Origin of the sequence: Pseudohaemophilus parahaemolyticus (genome assembly GCF_938021905.1) — a bacterium.
In the GTDB taxonomy this organism is placed as follows: domain Bacteria; phylum Pseudomonadota; class Gammaproteobacteria; order Enterobacterales; family Pasteurellaceae; genus Haemophilus_A; species Haemophilus_A parahaemolyticus_B.
Genome location: NZ_CALIFA010000030.1, coordinates 51,376 through 69,950, shown reverse-complemented (window position 1 = coordinate 69,950; position 18,575 = coordinate 51,376). Strand labels below are relative to the sequence as shown.

The 18,575-nt window shown below is 38.4% G+C and carries 14 protein-coding genes; 7 read left to right on the top strand and 7 right to left on the bottom strand.

Features of this window, described 5'->3' with window-relative positions:
- Positions 1 to 37 precede the first annotated feature (37 nt).
- Both folE and truA read left to right on the top strand, forming a co-directional pair.
- Complete coding sequence (folE, locus tag QMF79_RS03105; protein WP_425591878.1) at positions 38 to 712, top strand: GTP cyclohydrolase I FolE; 675 nt, start codon at positions 38 to 40, stop codon at positions 710 to 712.
- A gap of 6 nt (positions 713 to 718) precedes the next feature.
- On the top strand, positions 719 to 1,504 hold the full coding sequence (truA, locus tag QMF79_RS03100) for a tRNA pseudouridine(38-40) synthase TruA (RefSeq protein WP_281772728.1): 786 nt from the start codon (positions 719 to 721) through the stop codon (positions 1,502 to 1,504).
- A 73-nt stretch (positions 1,505 to 1,577) separates the two neighbouring features.
- Here truA and hpf read toward each other — a convergent pair whose 3' ends face one another.
- Positions 1,578 to 1,862 (bottom strand): ribosome hibernation-promoting factor, HPF/YfiA family, encoded by a 285-nt coding sequence (hpf, locus tag QMF79_RS03095; RefSeq protein ID WP_005708841.1) that lies wholly within the window; start codon positions 1,860 to 1,862, stop codon positions 1,578 to 1,580.
- 170 nt (positions 1,863 to 2,032) lie between these two features.
- Between hpf and QMF79_RS03090 the strand changes: the two genes are divergently transcribed.
- The 4 genes from QMF79_RS03090 to QMF79_RS03075 all read left to right on the top strand — a co-directional run bounded on the left by QMF79_RS03090 (position 2,033) and on the right by QMF79_RS03075 (position 10,950).
- A complete protein-coding gene (locus QMF79_RS03090) occupies positions 2,033 to 2,977 on the top strand; it encodes a Kdo(2)-lipid IV(A) acyltransferase (protein WP_281772727.1) in 945 nt (314 codons plus the stop codon).
- 31 nt (positions 2,978 to 3,008) lie between these two features.
- On the top strand, positions 3,009 to 5,615 hold the full coding sequence (pepN, locus tag QMF79_RS03085) for an aminopeptidase N (RefSeq protein ID WP_281772726.1): 2,607 nt from the start codon (positions 3,009 to 3,011) through the stop codon (positions 5,613 to 5,615).
- Positions 5,616 to 5,660: 45 nt separating this feature from the next.
- Complete coding sequence (locus tag QMF79_RS03080; RefSeq protein WP_281772725.1) at positions 5,661 to 10,178, top strand: S6 family peptidase; 4,518 nt, start codon at positions 5,661 to 5,663, stop codon at positions 10,176 to 10,178.
- A gap of 178 nt (positions 10,179 to 10,356) precedes the next feature.
- Complete coding sequence (locus QMF79_RS03075) at positions 10,357 to 10,950, top strand: SGNH/GDSL hydrolase family protein (RefSeq protein WP_281772724.1); 594 nt, start codon at positions 10,357 to 10,359, stop codon at positions 10,948 to 10,950.
- A 34-nt stretch (positions 10,951 to 10,984) separates the two neighbouring features.
- Here the strand turns inward: QMF79_RS03075 and QMF79_RS03070 are convergent, their stop codons facing one another.
- Positions 10,985 to 11,359: a SirB2 family protein gene (locus tag QMF79_RS03070; protein ID WP_005705519.1), complete on the bottom strand. Its 375-nt coding sequence runs from the start codon at positions 11,357 to 11,359 to the stop codon at positions 10,985 to 10,987.
- On the bottom strand, positions 11,359 to 11,889 hold the full coding sequence (yjgA, locus tag QMF79_RS03065) for a ribosome biogenesis factor YjgA (RefSeq protein WP_119222897.1): 531 nt from the start codon (positions 11,887 to 11,889) through the stop codon (positions 11,359 to 11,361). The genes QMF79_RS03070 and yjgA overlap by 1 nt, the downstream gene beginning before the upstream one ends.
- A gap of 100 nt (positions 11,890 to 11,989) precedes the next feature.
- On the opposite strand from yjgA, the gene pmbA reads away from it, so the two are divergent.
- On the top strand, positions 11,990 to 13,339 hold the full coding sequence (gene pmbA, locus QMF79_RS03060) for a metalloprotease PmbA (RefSeq protein ID WP_281772723.1): 1,350 nt from the start codon (positions 11,990 to 11,992) through the stop codon (positions 13,337 to 13,339).
- Positions 13,340 to 13,387: 48 nt separating this feature from the next.
- Here the strand turns inward: pmbA and QMF79_RS03055 are convergent, their stop codons facing one another.
- The 4 genes from QMF79_RS03055 to mazG form a co-directional block, all read right to left on the bottom strand.
- Positions 13,388 to 15,310, bottom strand: a complete 1,923-nt coding sequence (locus QMF79_RS03055; RefSeq protein ID WP_281772722.1) for a MacB family efflux pump subunit — start codon at positions 15,308 to 15,310, stop codon at positions 13,388 to 13,390.
- Between the two features lie 109 nt (positions 15,311 to 15,419).
- A complete protein-coding gene (cpxA, locus tag QMF79_RS03050; protein WP_281772721.1) occupies positions 15,420 to 16,823 on the bottom strand; it encodes an envelope stress sensor histidine kinase CpxA in 1,404 nt (467 codons plus the stop codon).
- A 53-nt stretch (positions 16,824 to 16,876) separates the two neighbouring features.
- Positions 16,877 to 17,611 (bottom strand): response regulator, encoded by a 735-nt coding sequence (locus tag QMF79_RS03045; RefSeq protein ID WP_281772744.1) that lies wholly within the window; start codon positions 17,609 to 17,611, stop codon positions 16,877 to 16,879.
- An 80-nt stretch (positions 17,612 to 17,691) separates the two neighbouring features.
- On the bottom strand, positions 17,692 to 18,495 hold the full coding sequence (mazG, locus tag QMF79_RS03040; RefSeq protein WP_281772720.1) for a nucleoside triphosphate pyrophosphohydrolase: 804 nt from the start codon (positions 18,493 to 18,495) through the stop codon (positions 17,692 to 17,694).
- Between the last annotated feature and the right edge of the window lie 80 nt (positions 18,496 to 18,575).

Here is an 18,575-nt window from a genome sequence, read left to right as displayed (position 1 = left end):
TTGTTAAAATTCCCGCCTTAAATTGAGAGGAAACCAAATGACAACGATCTCACCTATTTTAGGTCTTTCAGACGAAGCACAGAAAGTGCGTAATGCATTGCTTGCCAAAGGCATTGAAACGCCCACTGTGCCACACACCAAAGATAAAGACAGCCGTCGTGCTGAAATTCAAGTGCATATGCGTTCAGTATTGGAATTGCTAGGGTTAGATTTGCAAGATGATAGCCTTGAGGAAACGCCAAATCGTTTAGCGAAAATGTATGTTGATGAAATTTTCAGCGGCTTGGATTATGCTACTTTCCCGAAAATTACTAACATTGAGAACCGTATGAAGGTAAGCGAAATGGTATTGGTGGATGATATTACTTTGACTTCTACCTGTGAACACCATTTTGTGACCATTGATGGTAAAGTGGCTGTGGCATATTATCCGAAAAAATGGGTGATCGGGTTATCAAAAATCAATCGTGTGGTGCAATTTTTTGCACAACGTCCGCAAGTGCAAGAGCGTTTTACTGAGCAGATTTTAACTGCTTTTCAGACGATTTTGGAAACCGAAGATGTTGCGGTGTATGTAAAAGCAACCCATTTCTGCGTGAAATGTCGTGGTGTGAAAGATACGAATAGTTATACAGTAACATCGGCTTTTGGTGGCGTTTTCTTAGACGATCGTGATGTTCGTAAAGAATTTTTAACATTAATTAAAAAATAAATTCAAATGAAAATCGCGTTAGGGATTGAGTATGACGGCAGTCAATATTTTGGTTGGCAGCGTCAAGAGAGTGTATTAAGCGTACAACAAAAACTAGAAGAGGCGTTATCCGTTATTGCTAATTCTCCGATCGAAGTGTTTTGTGCGGGAAGGACAGACTCTGGCGTACACGGTACGGGGCAAGTCGTGCATTTCGAAACTGAGGTGCAACGTCCTTTAGAAAGTTGGTGTTTCGGTACAAATGCACATCTGCCTGATGATATTTCGGTGAAGTGGGCGGTGGATGTGCCTGAAAATTTTCACGCACGTTTTAGTGCAACTGCTCGTCGTTATCGTTATATTATCTTAAGTTGCAAACTACGTTCTGCGATTTTACCGCACGGTGTTTCCCATTATCACTGTGACCTTGAGCACGAAAAAATGCATGAAGCTGGGCAATTTTTATTGGGTGAAAATGATTTTTCGTCTTTCCGTGCAGCCAAATGTCAGTCACATACGCCTTGGCGAAATATTCATCATCTCAATGTATCTCGAATGGGAAATTATATTATCGTGGATATTCAAGCGAATGCTTTTGTGCATCATATGGTGCGTAATATTGTGGGCAGTTTGATTGAGGTGGGTAAAGGGGCTCAGCCTGTCGAATGGATTAAGTGGTTGCTTGAACAAAAAGATCGCAAGTTAGCTGCACCAACGGCAAAAGCAGAAGGTTTATATTTGGTCGATGTGAATTATCCTGAGCATTTTGGTATTCCTAAAACTGCACTAGGGCCGTTATTTTTACCAGAGTAAAGATACAAAAAAAAAGCCAAATGGCATTTTGTTTTGCCACTTGGCTTTTGTATTTTATTTTATCGATTAAAGATTAGTGCTCTTTTTTCTCTTTTAATTTAATGAGCTGAGCTTCTAATTTTTTCGCAAGATCATTGATTGCATTATACAGATCTTCATTTTCTGCTTTAGCAACTAAATCACCTAGAGGCGAACCAATGGTTGCATCCACTTCATAGCTATTAGGCTGTTTAATAATAATGAAATGTGGGTTAATCAATTGGAGTTGAAATTTATCGAATTTCGCTAAACGCTCCTCAATATGAGTACGGATTGCAGGGGTAATGTCCATTTGTTTGCTAGAGATATTGAGTGACATAACGTTTTCCTCTTCGTTAGTTTAGTTGTTCTTGATGGTTTTAAAATATGCCTTTTGCTCCAACCTTTCAAGAATAATTTTTCATTAAATTTCAAATTTGTGATCAACTTAACATTTTTTATTGTCTTTTGGCTATAATTTAGCACTACAGAAATCAACATACATAATCTATGATAGAAAACAAACAACTTCCTCCTTTTCAGTCTGCTTTCTTAAAACCTCGATATTGGGGCTTATGGTTTGGGCTTGGTATTTTTAAGCTTATTTTAGTGCTGCCTTACCCCGTATTGGTATTTTTAGGTAAAGGATTAGGCAAACTATTTTCCAAATTTAGCTTTGGAAAACGCCGTATTTGTATCGCTAAACGTAATCTTGAATTGTGTTTTCCTGATTATTCTCAAGAGCAAATTGAACAAATTTTAGCGAAAAACATTGAATCTGTCGGAATGGCTATTATTGAAACAGGAATGGCGTGGTTCTGGTCAGATAAACGTATTTTAAAATGGTCTAAAGTGGAAGGCATTGAGCATTTAAAAAATGTACCTAAAGATACAGGGATTCTTTTCGTCGGCGTGCATTTTTTAACACTTGAACTAGGCGCAAGAATTGTTGGATTACATCATCAAGGGATAGGTGTTTATCGCCCTAATGATAATCTGTTACTCGATTGGCTCCAATTTCGCGGTAGAATTCGCTCAAATAAAGCAATGCTCAATCGTAGCGATTTACGTGGAATGATTAAAGCATTAAAAGCTGGAGAAACCATTTGGTATGCTCCAGATCACGATTACGGTCGAAAAAACAGCGTATTTGTTCCCTTTTTTGCGGTAAAAGAAGCTTGCACGACAGCAGGAACAAGAATGCTTTTAAAATCTGCTCCACAAACAAAGGTTGTGCCATTTTCGCCAATACGAAATGAGGATTTTTCGGGTTATACTGTAAAAATCAGCCCAGCAGTTGATTTTTCAGATTGTGAAGATGATGTTCAAACTGCAACTAAAATGAATAAAGTAGTAGAAGGCGAAATTCTCAATGCAATCGAACAATATATGTGGTTGCACCGTCGGTTTAAAACACGACTGAATGAGAGTGATCTCAATCTATATGAAGAGTAAGTGGTTGATTTAATAAATGAAAGGACAATATATGCAACCAAAAGCAAAATTCCGTAAGGACTATCGTGCTCCTGATTTCACGATCACGGAGATTTATTTAGACATTCAACTTGATGCAGACAGAACATTTGTAACTTCTGTACTCAATGTTGAGCGTAAAACTGAAGGGGCGACTCATCTGAAATTAGATGGGCATAGTTTTGATTTTCTCTCGTTAAAACTGAATGGGCAAGAACACGTTGAGTTTGAACGAGATGAGGAATCATTGACGGTGAATGTAGCAGAGCAAGCGGATAAATTCCAATTGCAAATTGAAACTGCCTTAAATCCTGCACAAAACACCTCATTGCAGGGCTTGTATCAGTCGGGCGATGGAATTTGTACGCAGTGCGAAGCAGAAGGTTTCCGTCAAATTACTTATATGCTAGACAGACCAGACGTCCTTGCAAAATATCGTACAAAGATTACTGCTAGCAAGGAAAAATATCCGTTCTTACTTTCGAACGGTAACCGCATTGCACAAGGTAAATTAGCGGACGGTCGCCATTGGGTAGAGTGGGAAGATCCGTTCTTCAAACCAAGCTATCTGTTTGCGTTGGTGGCAGGTGATTTTGATTTATTGCAAGATAAATTCATCACGAAAAGCGGGCGTGAAGTGGCACTTGAGATCTATGTTGATAAGGGTAACTTAGACCGTGCAGGTTGGGCAATGGAGAGCTTAAAACGTGCGATGAAATGGGACGAAGATCGTTTCGGTTTAGAATACGATTTGGATATTTATATGATTGTCGCAGTTGATTTCTTCAATATGGGTGCAATGGAGAATAAGGGCTTGAATGTCTTTAACTCTAAGTTCGTATTGGCAAAACCAGAAACTGCAACTGATGAAGATTACACCAATGTCGAAAGTGTGATCGCACACGAATATTTCCATAATTGGACGGGTAACCGCATTACTTGTCGAGATTGGTTCCAGTTAAGTTTAAAAGAGGGCTTAACCGTATTCCGCGATCAAGAATTTACCTCTGACTTGTGGTCTCGCTCTGCAAAACGTATTGAAGATGTGCGTTTGTTACGTACCGTACAATTTGCCGAAGATGCGAGCCCGATGGCACACCCAATTCGCCCTGAAAAAGTGATTGAGATGAACAACTTCTACACGGTGACCGTTTACGAGAAGGGGGCGGAAGTGATTCGAATGATTCATACGCTTTTAGGTGAAGAGAAATTCCAAAAAGGAATGCAACTTTATGTGGCAGAAAACGATGGCACAGCAGCGACTTGTGAAGATTTTGTTTCCGCAATGGAACGTGCTTCTGGCGTGGATTTAGCCCAATTCCGCCGCTGGTATAGCCAATCAGGTACGCCAATTTTAACGGTAACCGATGAATATGATGAAGCTCGTCAAGTTTATCGCTTACACGTAAGCCAACATACGCCAGCAACAGCAGACCAAGTCGAAAAACTCAGCTTGCATATTCCGCTTAAAGTGGCATTGATTGATCCGACAAGCGGTCAAAATTTACCGCTAAGAAGCGAAGCCGCGGAAATGTCGGATATGTTAAATGTGACTGAAAGCCAACAAACATTTGAGTTTTTTGGCGTGAAAACGAAGCCAGTGCCGGCGTTATTGTGCGATTTCTCTGCCCCTGTGAAGTTAGATTTCAGCTATAGCAAATCTCAATTGATTAGTTTATTGAAATTTGCGGAAAATGATTTTGTCCGTTGGGATGCGATTCAATCGCTCTTTAATGGCGAATTAAAAGAGAATTTAACCCGCTTGCAACAAGGCGGAATGATGCAATTCTCACACGAGTTTGGCTCTGCGATTGAGATGTTACTTGATAATGTGAAAGATCCGCAGCTTACCGCATTAATGTTGACGATGCCGAAAGAAACCGATTTTGCCGAGTTATTCGACACGATTGATCCTGTGGGTATTGCGAAAGTACGTGAGTTCCTCATTGAGTCAATTGCGGCTTATTTTGAAGACCGTTTATACAAACTTTACAATGCGAATAAATGCGGTACATATCGCGTTTGCGAACAAGATATTGCAAAACGTGCGTTGCGTAATGTTTGCTTGTCTTACCTTGCCTTTACCGATTTGGGTGAGAAATTGGTTAAAACTCACTACGATCAAGCGAATAATATGACTGATACGCTTGCGGCACTTTCCGCTGCAACCAAAGCAGAATTAGAGTGCCGAGATGAATTGTTAGCTGATTTTGAGGCGAAATGGTATCAAGATGGCCTAGTCATGGATAAATGGTTTGCTCTGCAAGCGACTCGTCCTGATGAAGATGTATTGAATGTCGTTCAAGGCTTGTTAAATCATAGAAGTTTCAATTTTAACAATCCAAACCGTGTGCGTGCAGTCGTGGGAGTATTTGCTAGCCAGAATCCTAAAGCCTTCCACAACATTGATGGTTCAGGTTATCGTTTCTTAGTGGACGTGTTGATTAAATTAAATGAGAGCAATCCGCAAGTTGCATCACGTTTAATTGAACCATTAATTAAACTTTCTCGTTATGATGGGCAGCGTCAAACCTTAATGAAACGAGGGTTGGAGCGCTTAAAAGGGTTAGATAATCTAGCCCGTGATTTGTTCGAGAAAATTGACAAATCTTTACAATAACCTTACAATCACCCTCAGTAATAACCAGATTCTGAGGGTTTTCTTATGTCTAAATCAAACATTTTTCGTCCAACTTTTATTGCGTTAAATGTTGCTGTGATGTGTGCAGGAATGCAAGCCTCAATGGTTCGCAATGATGTGGACTATCAATATTTCCGCGATTTTGCTGAGAATAAAGGACAATTCTTTGTCGGCGCAAAAAATATTCCTATCTTGGATAAACAAGGTAAATCAGTAGGTACCATGTTACCGAATTTACCAATGCCAGATTTACACGTAGCTAGCCGAGTAAGTGGTGTAGCAACCTTGTTTAATCCTCAATATATCGCTAGTGTTAAACACAATAGTGGCTATGGCTCTGTGCAATTTGGTGAAAATAGTAATAATCCAGATAGCCATCACTTTGATTATTTGATTACTGATCGCAATAATCACGATAAATACGACTTCCATTCCCCTCGTTTGCATAAACTGGTTACTGAAGTTACTCCAATTCCATTGAATAATATCGCTTTTGATAACAATAGAAAAACAGGACCGAAAAATGGTGCGTTTTTAGATAAAGAGCGTTACCCGTATTTTGTCCGAGTGGGATCTGGGCGCCAATATTTACGTAGTAAAGATGGTAAAGAAAAGACATCTCTTACTTCCGCTTATAATTATCTTACAGGAGGTACTCCGCTTAAACCAAATAGTTCAATGGATAATTGGGTATTATTTAGTGGTGATCTTTATGAAATGTTGGGTACTTATGGCTTACCAGGTGATAGTGGTTCGGCTTTACTTGCTTATGATGCTAAAGAGCAGCGTTGGGTATTGGCGGGTGTACTTTCTACTTTCAATGGCTATGATGGTGCAAACAATATTTATACAATTGTACAGCCAGATTCTATTAAACGTGCATTTGAAAATGATGAAATGACCGTAAGCCTCAATGGCTCAACTTACTCGTGGAGAAATCAAAATGCGGGCAGAAGTGTCTTACAAAGTGGCAATCAAGCGGTCGAAATTCCTGTTACAAATGTAAATGTGGCGTCTAAAGATGAATATCGCCAACGCCCGTCTTTAGATAATGGAAAAACGGTGCATTTTACTGGACGTGATGGTTCAACTCTTGTGTTAAAAGAGAGTATTAACCAAGGTGCAGGTGCCTTGCATTTTAACCAAAATGCGATAGTTAGAACTGATGGTAATGATGTGACTTGGCTTGGAGCTGGAGTTGTGGTTAATGGCAATAAAACGGTTAATTGGCGTGTGAAAAATCCTCAAAATGACCGCTTGTCAAAACTCGGTACAGGTACGCTCTATGTGGATGGTCAAGGCAAAAATTTAGGGGATATTAGTGTAGGTGAGGGCACAGTTGTTCTTGACCAAAAATCGTTAAATGGTCAGCAACAAGCTTTTAACCAAGTGGGGATTACTAGTGGACGCGGCACGGTAGTTTTAGCGAACGACAAACAAGTAAACCCTGATAATATTTACTTCGGTTTTCGTGGTGGACGTTTAGATGTAAATGGCCATAATCTTACTTTCCACCGAATTCAAAATTCGGATGATGGTGCAAAAATTGTTAATAATAGCCGTACTCAAGCAGCCGAAATTAACGTTATTGGGCGTGATAATTTTGCTCAACAAGATATTGAATGGGTAAATTGGGGGCAACAGCCAACGACATCATTAGCGATTTATGAATACAAAAATAACCATAGGAATAACCGATTAGATTATTTTCGTTTAAAAGAAGGAAAAAATCCTAGAGCCTATTTCCCTTGGGATATGGAAACCACAAATGACTGGGAATTTTTAGGAAATAATAAATCTGAGGTTATTCAGAGAGTATTAGCAGAAGCTAACGCCCGAAAACATCTAGATACGTATAGCGGATTTTTTGGTGAAACTGATCAGCAATATCATAATGGAAGATTATCAATTGCTTATCGTCCTCAAGTTGCAAATAGTATTTGGGCTTTAACGGGAGGAGCGAATCTTAATGGTAATATTTATGTAGAAAACGGGGAATTGCTATTGTCAGGTGTTCCTGTTCCGCACGCCTATGACCATCTTAATAAAAAAGAAGTTATTGAAGAAGGAAATTGGATTAACCGCCAGTTCAAAGCAAATGAATTTGATGTGGCAGGCAATGCAACTCTTGAGAGCAGTCGTAATGTTAGTGTATTAGAAGGTAACTTTAATGCACGCCATCAGGCTCAAATTCAACTTGGATTTGCACAAGGTAAGTCTGATGAATGTATCCGAGAAAGTTATAGTGGTACAACAAAATGTTCAGAAAAGGCCGTTATTTCTCAAGCTGCATTTAATAGTATTCCTATAACAAGTATATATGGCGATGTTTCATTAGAACATCAGAGCCAGTTTAGTTTAGGCAAAGCTCATTTAATGGGGCGTATTAATTCAGTAGGTGCAGAAACACAAGTTAATTTGTTACCACATAGTGAATGGACGTTAAATAATAATAGTGTGGTTGGAAATTTATTTCTTGCACCTAATAGCCAGATAACGCTCAATAGTTTATATGATGAGATGAGTTCTACTTACAAAGGATGGGTGAAATTCAATCAGTTGGTGGTGGATGGGCAATTAACAGGTAATGGACATTTTCGTTTCTTAGCAAATGTAGCGGAAAGCCGTAGTGATAATGTGGTTGTCAATGGATTAGCCTCTGGGAATTATTTACTATCACTGAAGAATACAGGGGAAGAGCCGAAAAATGTAAATCCATTAAGTTTGGTAAAACTGAATCATCCTAATCAGCATCGTCAAAATGCACATTTTGCTTTGGAAAATGGTTTTGTGGATTTAGGTGCATATCGCTATATTTTAGCTAACTTCAACAATGATTACCGTTTATATAATCCACTGCGTGATGCTGAATTACATTTTGGCAGTAATTCGGAGTCAGTAGCAAATAGTCAGCGTGAGTTTCATGTTGTACATCAAGCTTTAGTAGATAAGGAGCATGAATTAGCACGTTTACAAAGATCATATACACAAGCGGAAGGTGTGAATAAAATAGATCAGAATCGTGCAAGTCGTCTATTAGAGGAGATTCACAATACGACTAATAGCTACAACCAAGCTACTTCAGAGTATAATCGAACAGCCCGTATTCGTTTTATTAAACGTGGTAAACTATATAAACAATTTACTCAATTAAAGGTTTTATTAGAAAGACAACGCAATGAATATCGTGGCTTGAGTGAGCAAGAGAAACGTAGCCAACAGGAAGTTCAAAAGTTATTGAATCTAGTCAATCAAACAAAAACAGATTTGCATTCACTTGAATCTCGCCAAGATAATGTATTGGAGGAAATGAATCGTTTACAGGCTGGTTTGTCTAGTAGTATAGCTCGAGCTCAACAGCTTTGCGAAGCTCAGAATTTATCTTCTGATATATGTCGGAAAGTGGCTAAAGTAGCGAATGAAGGTAATGTTACTTTATTTGAAGAGGAAATTGATGCAAGTATTGAACGTATAGAGTTGGCTCAACAAGCATTAGCTAATGCTCAAGGTAACCAAGGTAAGACGGATATTGCACAGTCTTCCTTAAATGAGTCGGTATTAGCATTATTAGATAGCCTTAATAAGGCTTACCAAACTGAGCAAGAAATTCAACAATTTTTAAGTACGCAATCAGGAACAGTGTCCATACCAGTTCAATCACAGTTGATCAGTCGTTATTCAAACACGGCATTATCTGAACTTTCAGCTAATGTAAATGGTGCATTGCAAATAGGGCGTAATTTAGATCGCCATTTATCGAGTGGGGATCCATCAAATGTGTGGATGAATACAGAATCAACTAAACAGACTTATCGTTCTGATTATTATCGTCCTTATAAACAGACAATGACGCTCACTCAAATTGGTGTTGCTCAAGATGTGTCAGATAATGTAAAAATTGGTGCAGTACTTTCTCATTCTCGTGCAAATAATGAGTTTAATGAGAATGTTTCTGGTAAACATCGTTTTACATCAGTAAATGCATTTATGAAAGGTAACTGGGAGAACGGTATTTTTGCAAGTTTTGACTTAGGTTATGGTCGTAGTCGCAATACAGTAACATTTGACGGTAAAGATAACGTATTTCACCGCAATATTTTTAATGTAGGTGGAAACTTAGGAGCAAATTGGGATCTTAGTGGTTGGTTAAATGTACAACCATCTATTGGTGTACGTTATTACCGTTTATCTGGAGTAACTTATAATCTCTCTGAAGCGAAAATCGCCAGCAAAGCTTTGCGTTTAACTACTTATCGTGTAGGCGTGCTGTTGGATAAAACCTTCGATATTAACGGTGTGAAAGTAACGCCAAGTTTCACAACAAACTACTATGATGCAACACAACGTAAATTAGCGATTGATGGTGCATTAAGCGTAAATAATGTAGTAATGAAGCAACAATTCGGACGATATTTTACTCATGAAGTTGGCTTAAGTGCCCAATTCCATAGATGGAATATCAGCACCCATATCGGGATGCTAAAAGGCTCTGATGTTGCTCCGCAGAAATTTGGGGCTGTGAAAGTAGGCTTTACTTGGTAGATCTCATGTTTAATGAAAACCCAGTTTCGACTGGGTTTTATTTTTTACAGGCGGTAAAATTTAATAAGTAATTTGCTAAACTGTGACCCTGCTCACAAAATTGGAATTTCGTTCTAGAGCAATACACTAGATGCATTATAATAATTGGGTGTATATTCCTATTTTTCAGGAGAGAGTTATGCTGAACGATCAAGATATTTTCAATCGTTATAAAACCAAACAAGTTGAGTTTGAAAAACGTGCTAACGTCACGTTAATTGGACATTCTTTGTTTGATATGTGGGAAGGTTTTGAGAAGACTCTAACATTAAAAGGGCTGAGTGTGGCGAATTTGGGAATTTCTGGTACGAGTACACGACAATATTTAGATGTGATTGTCAAGCCGAAACATATTCAGCATCTAGGTAAAACAGTGTTTATCTTTTTGGGCGTAAACGATATTGTGAAAGAACCCAATTATTCGCCACAGCAAGTTTTGGATTGGATTTCACAAATTATCGAAGAAACAGAACCGTTTGCACTGCCTAATACACGGTATTTCTTGTTAGAAGCAACCCCAGTAAACCATATTGAAACCGTAGCTAATACAGACATTCAGGCAATGAATACTTATTTCAAAGCTCATTGTCCCGCACCTTTAACCTTTATTCCAACTTATGGAAAGTTCTTGGATAATGAGGGAAATTTGGATCGCTATTTGACTATAGATGGATTGCATTATAACGAGAAAGGGTATGCAATTTTAAGAGAGATTTTAGAAACTTATTTGTAAGATGAAGGCGTGAATTTTCTTCCACGCCTTTCTTTTAATGATGTGCTGCAATAAACATAGCGAGCATAAAACTCACGACTGAAAGCAGATAGAATTTGATGGAATAAGGTTGGTTTTTCTTAAAGGCTTTTGTGGAAAAAATCACATAAAGCACAATAAATAAAAATTTTCCAAGTAACCAACTTAATTCAGAAAAAGTGTAAATGCCTTCAGAAGTATAAGTATAAACCACCGTTGCACCGCTTAATAACAACAAGGTGTCGATAATATGTGGGGAGATTTTTAATATTTTATATTGTCGCCAGTCGACTTTTCTTGCACTCAACGCCCCTCGAGTTAAAAGCAAAATCAGGCTTAAATAAGCAAAGCCTGCGTGGCTGTGAATAAGTTTTGGTAAAATATCAAGCATTATGCCTCCGCAATTTCAGTTTTTAAGTATTGGTAAATATCACGATACGCTTTAGGCGGTTTATTCGTTTCTTTTTCTTTTTGAGCAATACGTATCAAGTTACGTAAATGTTGACGATCTAAATGCGAATATTCGTTCATTAAATGATTTAACGCATTATCACCCATTGCAATCAGCTGATCACGCACAAGTTCCAGTTTATGTAATAATGCCTGTTGTTGGTTGTGCCGATTTTTTACTTTATTCAATGCATCTTGAATTGGCTCAGGATCACGGTTGCGGAGTAGCTTGCCGATAAATTGGATTTGACGGCGACGAGCTTCCAATTTGAAGTTTTGTGCTTGGCGAACTGCCTCTTTTAAATCCTCATCAAGAGGAATTTTCGCTAAATTCTGTGGGCTAAGTTCAATTAACTCTGCACCTAATTTCTTCAATTGTTCCGAATCCCGTTTGATTTCACTTTTACTGACCCAGATGATTTCCTCTTCTTCATCTGTCCAGTCGATCTCATTATGACGTTTTTTAGCCATTACCTCTCCATTATCGCTCGTTCGAGCAGTTAAAATGGCGTTATTTTATCAAAATTTTCAGGTAGAATATACCTTATTCCATTCATAATAAGGTAAAACTATGTCCTTTATTACTAAACAAGAATTACAAACTCAAGAGCAAGAACTTCGTCAAGCGGTCGAATTTGCCTTAAATTTTGCGAAAAAAGCAGGGGCGGAAGCCGAAGTTGGCGTAACCAAAGTAGCAGGACTTTCGGTTTCTAGCCGTTTGAAGCAGGTGGAAAATATTGAATTTAACAACGATGGTTCACTCGGTATCTCTGTCTATTTAGGTAAACGTAAGGGCAATGCTTCCACATCAGATTTACAATCAAAATCAATTCAACAAGCGGTCGAATCTGCTTTAGCCATTGCAAAACATACCTCAGAAGATGATTGTGCAGGTTTGGCAGATAAAGAATTAATGGCATTTGATGCGCCTGATTTAGAGCTTTATCATCAAGCAGATTTATCGGTAGACCAAGCATTAGCCTTAGCGATTGAAACCGAAAATGCAGCACTTAATGCCGATGAACAAATCGTCAATAGCGAAGGAGCAACTTTCAATTCACACAGTGGCGTTCGCGTGTATGGCAATACGCATGGAATGTTGCAAAGTAACCTTTCCAGCCGTTATTCGCTTTCGTGTAGCGTGATTGCTGCTCATGGCGAACAGCTAGAACGTGATTATGAATACACCATTTCACGTGAGTTTGATAAGTTACAAGCACCGCAATGGGTAGGGCAGCAAGCGGCATTTAAAGCGGTTGATCGCCTTAATCCGCAAAAGATCAAAACGTGTGAAGTGCCTGTAATTTACTACAACGATGTGGCAACAGGATTAATTGGGCATTTAGCAGGGGCGATTAGTGGTGGTGCTTTGTATCGCAAATCAAGCTTTTTACTTGACCATTTAGGAAAACAAGTGCTACCTGATTGGTTCGAAATTTCCGAACGTCCACATCTTTTACGTCAGCTTGCTTCAACTGCATTTGACAGCGAAGGTGTGATAACGCAAGACCGTGAAATCATTACTGATGGCGTGTTACAAACCTATTTAATGACCAGCTATTCAGCTCGTAAAATGGGTTTAAAAAGCACAGGGCACGCAGGCGGTATACACAACTGGCTTGTTAAACCAAACCGTGAAGGTGGCTTGGATACTCTTTTAAAAGAGATGGATACAGGCTTGCTTTTAACTGAATTCTTAGGTTCGGCAATTAACCCTGTTACAGGCGAATATTCGCGTGGGGCTGCAGGTTTTTGGGTAGAAAAGGGTAAAATTCAATACCCTGTAGCAGAAATTACTGTCGCAGGTCAATTGCAAGAGATGTTTAACAAAATTGTTGCAGTAGCTGATGATGTGGAGCATCGTTCCAATATCCAAACTGGATCGATTTTGATTGAAAAAATGAAGATTTCGGGGGAGTAGTTATTTCATAATCGTAAATAAGCGGTCAAATTTGACCGCTTGTACAGATTATTCTTGAGATAACGCGGTAATCGGGTTTAACTTCGAGGCGTTTTTGGCTGGCATATAACCGAACACTACTCCGATTAAGGTAGAGCAGAATACGGCAAGTATAACGGATTCAGGCGAGAGCACCATTTTAAAATCGCTGCCAAGTGTGTTAAATGCTGTGATAATGGCAACGGCAAAAAGAATACCAATCACGCCACCAAGTAAGCAGATTAGCATTGCTTCAATCAAGAATTGTTGCAGAATGTTACTCTGTTTCGCTCCAATCGCCATCCGCACGCCAATTTCTTTCGTGCGTTCGGTCACTGAAACTAACATTATATTCATCACACCGATTCCACCCACAACAAGCGAAATCAACGCAATCGAGGAAATCAGTAACGTCATTGTGTTAGTGGTGCTGGTAATGGTTTGTTTGATGGTGTCTGAGTTCATAATAAAGAAATCTTTTTTGCCGTGTTTAGCTGTAAGCAACTCGGTAATGCTTTTCTCAGCCGTCTGACTTTCCACATTATCTTTAATTTTGACAGTGAGCGAGTCAATAGACTTCTCGCCAGAAATACGTTGCATTAGCGTTGTGTAAGGTGTCCAGAGCTTAAGACTGGTTTGGTTCATATTGTTAGACTCTTCCGCCAAGCCGATAATGCGAAGCGGCTTTTTACCAACCAGAATAATTTTACCTTCAACAGGTGAAGTTAATCCAAGATCTTTCTGTGTATTGGCATCAATCACTACCACTTGAGCCGCTTCGTTCACTTCATCTTCACTGAAAAAACGCCCTGAGTGCATTTTAATGCCTCGCACATCGGCATATTGCTCGCCTACGCCATTTACGGAGCCAGTTACATTCGTATTGCCATAAATCAATGTTGTGCTAAATGAACTAGAAGGGGTCGTACTATCCACGAAATTCTGTTTACCTAGCATCACTGCATCGCTAATCGTAAGGTTTTTAGTCAGATTGGCTCGTCGGTCACCAAAGCCTGTACCATTCATGATCGTCATTGTATTAGTACCAAGGTTATTGATGTTGGATAAAATCTGTTCTTGTGACCCACGCCCTAATGCCACTACGGAAATAACAGAAGTAATACCAATGACAATCCCTAACATCGTTAATAGTGCACGTAATTTATGAGCGAAAATAGCATTAATTGCCATTTTGAACGATTCAGCAAGTTGATCAAAAAAGCGAGGTTTTTTATGCGGTGGAGGAGTTGATTGCGGTTCTACGGCATAAGGTTGTTGGCGTTCATCTCGAATAATTTGCCCATCTTTGATTTCAATCACACGGTTTGCGGTTGCGGCAATTTTCGGGTCGTGGGTTACCATAATAATGGTATGCCCTTCTTTATGTAGATTTTGCAAAATACCAAGTACAACTTGACCGCTATGAGAATCCAGTGCCCCCGTAGGTTCATCAGCAAGAATAATTTCTCCACCATTCATCAATGCACGGGCAATACTGACCCGTTGTTGTTGTCCGCCCGAAAGTTGGTTCGGTCGATTTTCAGTTTTATCTACAAGCCCAAGTTTGTCTAACAGCTGATTTGCTCGTGCTTTACGGGCAGTACTTTCCATTCCTGCATAAATCGCTGGCAGAGCAACATTTTCATTCGCATTTAAGGAACTCAAGAGATTGTAGCGTTGAAAGATAAAACCGAATTTACGTTGGCGGAGTTCTGAAAGTTCATCCGTAGTCATTAATTTGGTTTCTTTGCCTGCAATGCGACAAATACCAGAACTTGCAGTATCAAGGCAGCCAATAATATTCATTAGCGTTGATTTACCTGAACCCGAGGCTCCGATAATCGCCACAAAATCGCCTTGCTGAATACTAACATTCACATCTTTTAAAATGTGTGCTCGGTTTTCACCTTCGCCAAAGTATTTGTTGAGCTGTTCAATTTCGATTACGTTCATAAGTGTTTGTAAAAATTTAGGAAAAATTAACCGCTTGTGAGTTACCACAAGCGGTCAAAAAGAGAAAAAAATTTGCTTATTCGACTAACAAAAAAGCAATAAGTTCAGCTTATTCTATCCAGAGTGGTAGGCGAATTTCGACACGTAAACCACCTAACTCACTTTTTATTGCCTTGACTTTACCTTGGTGTTGTTGAACAGCATTGGCTACGATTGTTAAGCCTAATCCCGTTCCCCCTGTTTGTCTTGCTCGTGCTTCATCAACACGATAGAACGGTCGGAAAATATGTTCTAATTCGTGATCTGGTACGCCTTCGCCATCATCATCTGTTGCAATAAATAGAAGATTCTGCTCTTGCTCTTGAATAATGGATATCTGGACTTTTACGATATTTTTTGCATATTTTTGTGCATTACGAATAATATTTTCTAGTGCACTTGATAATAAGTTGACATTGCCATTTAATGTATAAAGTTCTTTATCTTTAATCTGATCTTCGATAAATAATTTTAAACCATATTGTTCGATTTCAAAGCGAGTATCTTCTAATATGTTTTTCCATATATCTTCAGCCGGAAAGAGTTTTCGGGAAATATGTTGATTTAATTCCAAGCGAGAAAGTGAGAGTAAATCAAGCACCATGCTATTCATTTTCTGAATTTCATTTTCAATTCGCTCCGTTTCTTTTGTCTCGCCATTTTTCTTTTTTAAAATAGCAGTGGCAAGTTGTAAGCGTGCTAATGGTGTTTTAAGTTCATGTGAAATATCTGAAAGTAATTGTTGTTGATGGTTATTTAAAGTTTGCAATGAACGAATCATATAATTTAAACTACGACCAACTTCTCTAAATTCTTTAATTCCTCGAGATTCAATCTTAGGATTGATTATCAGTGAACCACGAGCAACAGCATTTGCAGTGATTCGGAGATTGTTTAATGGTCGAGTAATGAGCCAAGATAAGATAAAAATTGTTGGAAGCACCAAAATAATTAATAAAATAATTATTTGAATGGGGTTGTCATATAGGTTGTTTAACCACTCTTTTTGTGCTTGAATTGGGTATAGAAAGTAGGCTTTATATGTACGGTGTTCTGTGCCTAATAAAAATGGCCCATTAATACGTAAATCATCAAAGCTACGAGCCATTGGTACACCATTATCTTCAGTTTGATATAAGAATGAAAGCAGAGGACGAATGTTAGATTGTTCCATTCCGCTTACAATATTTGTTTGTTGGTCAACTAAAACCAGCTCTAAGCCACTAGGCGTGTGAATGGAAAGATCTTTTTCAAAAACCTCATCAAAGTTATAGCGATGTTTAAGTTTAGTAATTTCGTTATTAAGAAAAGTAATATCATTTTCAACGAGAGGAATTAATTTTCGGTCATCAAGATTAGAAAGAAAAAAAGTTAGAAATAGAACGAAAATAAAAATGCCACTGAAGTAGAAAAAAAGTTGAAAAAATAGGTAATTATTAACTAATGGAAATAAGGAAACGGATTTTTTTTGCATATAGTCTCTCAAATAAGAACCCTCGCTAGTAATAATTTAGCGAGGGAAAATAATTATTTCCCTGTTACTAGTAAGTAGCCACGCCCACGTAAAGTCTTAAACCACGGTAAATTATCTTCACGCTCAGGTAATTTCTTACGTAAATTAGATATATGCATATCAATAGCACGATCATAAGGGGTTAATGTTTTTCCTAGAATTTCAAGATTTAATAGTTCACGAGACAGAATGACGCCTGGATTCTGAATAAGAATTTGGAGCAATGAAAACTCTGTTCCAGTTAGTTCTAAATCCCGTCCGTTATAAGTAGCTTGTTGACGACCTGAATGTAATTCTATCCCATTAAAGGAAAGTGGTTTTCCTTTATGTTCTTCTGGACTATTGTTTGTTTTAATTGGCTGTGTAATTGGTTGTGGAGTAAGCGAAGCCGTAGAACGGCGTAAAATCGCTTTAATACGTGCGACCAATTCACGATCATTAAATGGTTTAGGTAAATAATCATCAGCACCTAATTCTAACCCAAGGACACGATCAATATCATCATCTCGAGCACTCAGCATTAGTACGGGCATGTTTGAAGTCTTACGCAGTTGTTTGAGTGTTTCTGTACCATTTAATACTGGCATCATAATATCTAACAACATCATGTCAAAAGATTGGGTTGTCAAAAGCGAAAGAGCTTCCTGTCCGTTATGGACAACGGTTACGTTGAATCCTTCTAGTAAAAGTAATTCTGCTAAGAGTTCTGTCAGTTCTAAATCATCATCGACAAGCAAAATTTCAGGCATAATCATTACCTTTTGTATATTTCCATGTTTATCCATTTAAATTCGACAAATAATGTATAACTTTAGATTAAATTGTCAAATTATTCGCGAGATTTGATTTCATTCCACAATGCATCTAATTCATTTAAGCTACAATCTGAAACTTGTTTTTGTTGAGATTTGACTAATTGTTCTACGCCACGAAAACGGCGTTCAAATTTAGCATTGGCTTTGCGTAAACAGCTCTCGGCATCAATACCATAATGGCGACAAAGGTTAGTGCTAACAAATAATAAATCACCTAGTTCTTCTTCTAATTTCTCGGCTTGAACAGGCGATTGTGCCATTTCGTTCCAGACTTCTTGTAATTCTTCTTCAACTTTATGAAAGACTGATTGTGGGTTATCCCAGTCAAACCCCACTTTAGCACAACGTTTTTGTAATTTATATGCTCGTGTCAGTGCAGGTAAGGCGAAAGGTAAATCATCTAAAATTGAATTATGAGCCTGATGCTTCTCATCATTCGCTTTTTGTTCTTCCCACGTTTTTAATGCTTCTTCGCTGTTTGCCGCTTTTTTATCGCCAAAAACGTGTGGATGGCGATAAATCAGCTTATTATGAATATCAGTCAGCACATCATTAAAATCAAAAGATCCCTCTTCTTTAGCTAGTTGACTGAGGAAAACAACTTGAAGGAGCAAATCGCCTAATTCTTCACGTAAAGCGGTGCGATCTTGCGTATGAATTGCTTCTGCAACTTCATAGGTTTCTTCTAATAAATGTGGAAGCATCGTATCGAAGTTTTGGGCAAGATCCCAGGGGCAGCCTCCTTTAGGATTGCGAAGTTGAGCTACGAGGTTTAAAAATTGAAACATAGTTGGCTGTTGATAATTTTCTATTTTCATAAGTACAAACCATAATATATTTGGATGATTTTTATCAATTTTAGCATAATGTGCCTAAAACAGAAAATATATCAACTTTA

What these genes read in the sequence shown, in the direction of transcription:
- QMF79_RS03070 (WP_005705519.1), bottom strand. Translation starts at nt 11,359, where the DNA reads ATGCTTGATATTTTACCAAAACTTATTCACAGCCACGCAGGCTTTGCT.
- QMF79_RS03045 (WP_281772744.1), bottom strand. Translation starts at nt 17,611, where the DNA reads ATGCCTGAAATTTTGCTTGTCGATGATGATTTAGAACTGACAGAACTC.
- yjgA (WP_119222897.1), bottom strand. Translation starts at nt 11,889, where the DNA reads ATGGCTAAAAAACGTCATAATGAGATCGACTGGACAGATGAAGAAGAG.
- folE (WP_425591878.1), top strand. Translation starts at nt 38, where the DNA reads ATGACAACGATCTCACCTATTTTAGGTCTTTCAGACGAAGCACAGAAA.
- QMF79_RS03055 (WP_281772722.1), bottom strand. Translation starts at nt 15,310, where the DNA reads ATGAACGTAATCGAAATTGAACAGCTCAACAAATACTTTGGCGAAGGT.
- truA (WP_281772728.1), top strand. Translation starts at nt 719, where the DNA reads ATGAAAATCGCGTTAGGGATTGAGTATGACGGCAGTCAATATTTTGGT.
- mazG (WP_281772720.1), bottom strand. Translation starts at nt 18,495, where the DNA reads ATGAAAATAGAAAATTATCAACAGCCAACTATGTTTCAATTTTTAAAC.
- QMF79_RS03075 (WP_281772724.1), top strand. Translation starts at nt 10,357, where the DNA reads ATGCTGAACGATCAAGATATTTTCAATCGTTATAAAACCAAACAAGTT.
- cpxA (WP_281772721.1), bottom strand. Translation starts at nt 16,823, where the DNA reads ATGCAAAAAAAATCCGTTTCCTTATTTCCATTAGTTAATAATTACCTA.
- pmbA (WP_281772723.1), top strand. Translation starts at nt 11,990, where the DNA reads ATGTCCTTTATTACTAAACAAGAATTACAAACTCAAGAGCAAGAACTT.
- QMF79_RS03080 (WP_281772725.1), top strand. Translation starts at nt 5,661, where the DNA reads ATGTCTAAATCAAACATTTTTCGTCCAACTTTTATTGCGTTAAATGTT.
- pepN (WP_281772726.1), top strand. Translation starts at nt 3,009, where the DNA reads ATGCAACCAAAAGCAAAATTCCGTAAGGACTATCGTGCTCCTGATTTC.
- QMF79_RS03090 (WP_281772727.1), top strand. Translation starts at nt 2,033, where the DNA reads ATGATAGAAAACAAACAACTTCCTCCTTTTCAGTCTGCTTTCTTAAAA.
- hpf (WP_005708841.1), bottom strand. Translation starts at nt 1,862, where the DNA reads ATGTCACTCAATATCTCTAGCAAACAAATGGACATTACCCCTGCAATC.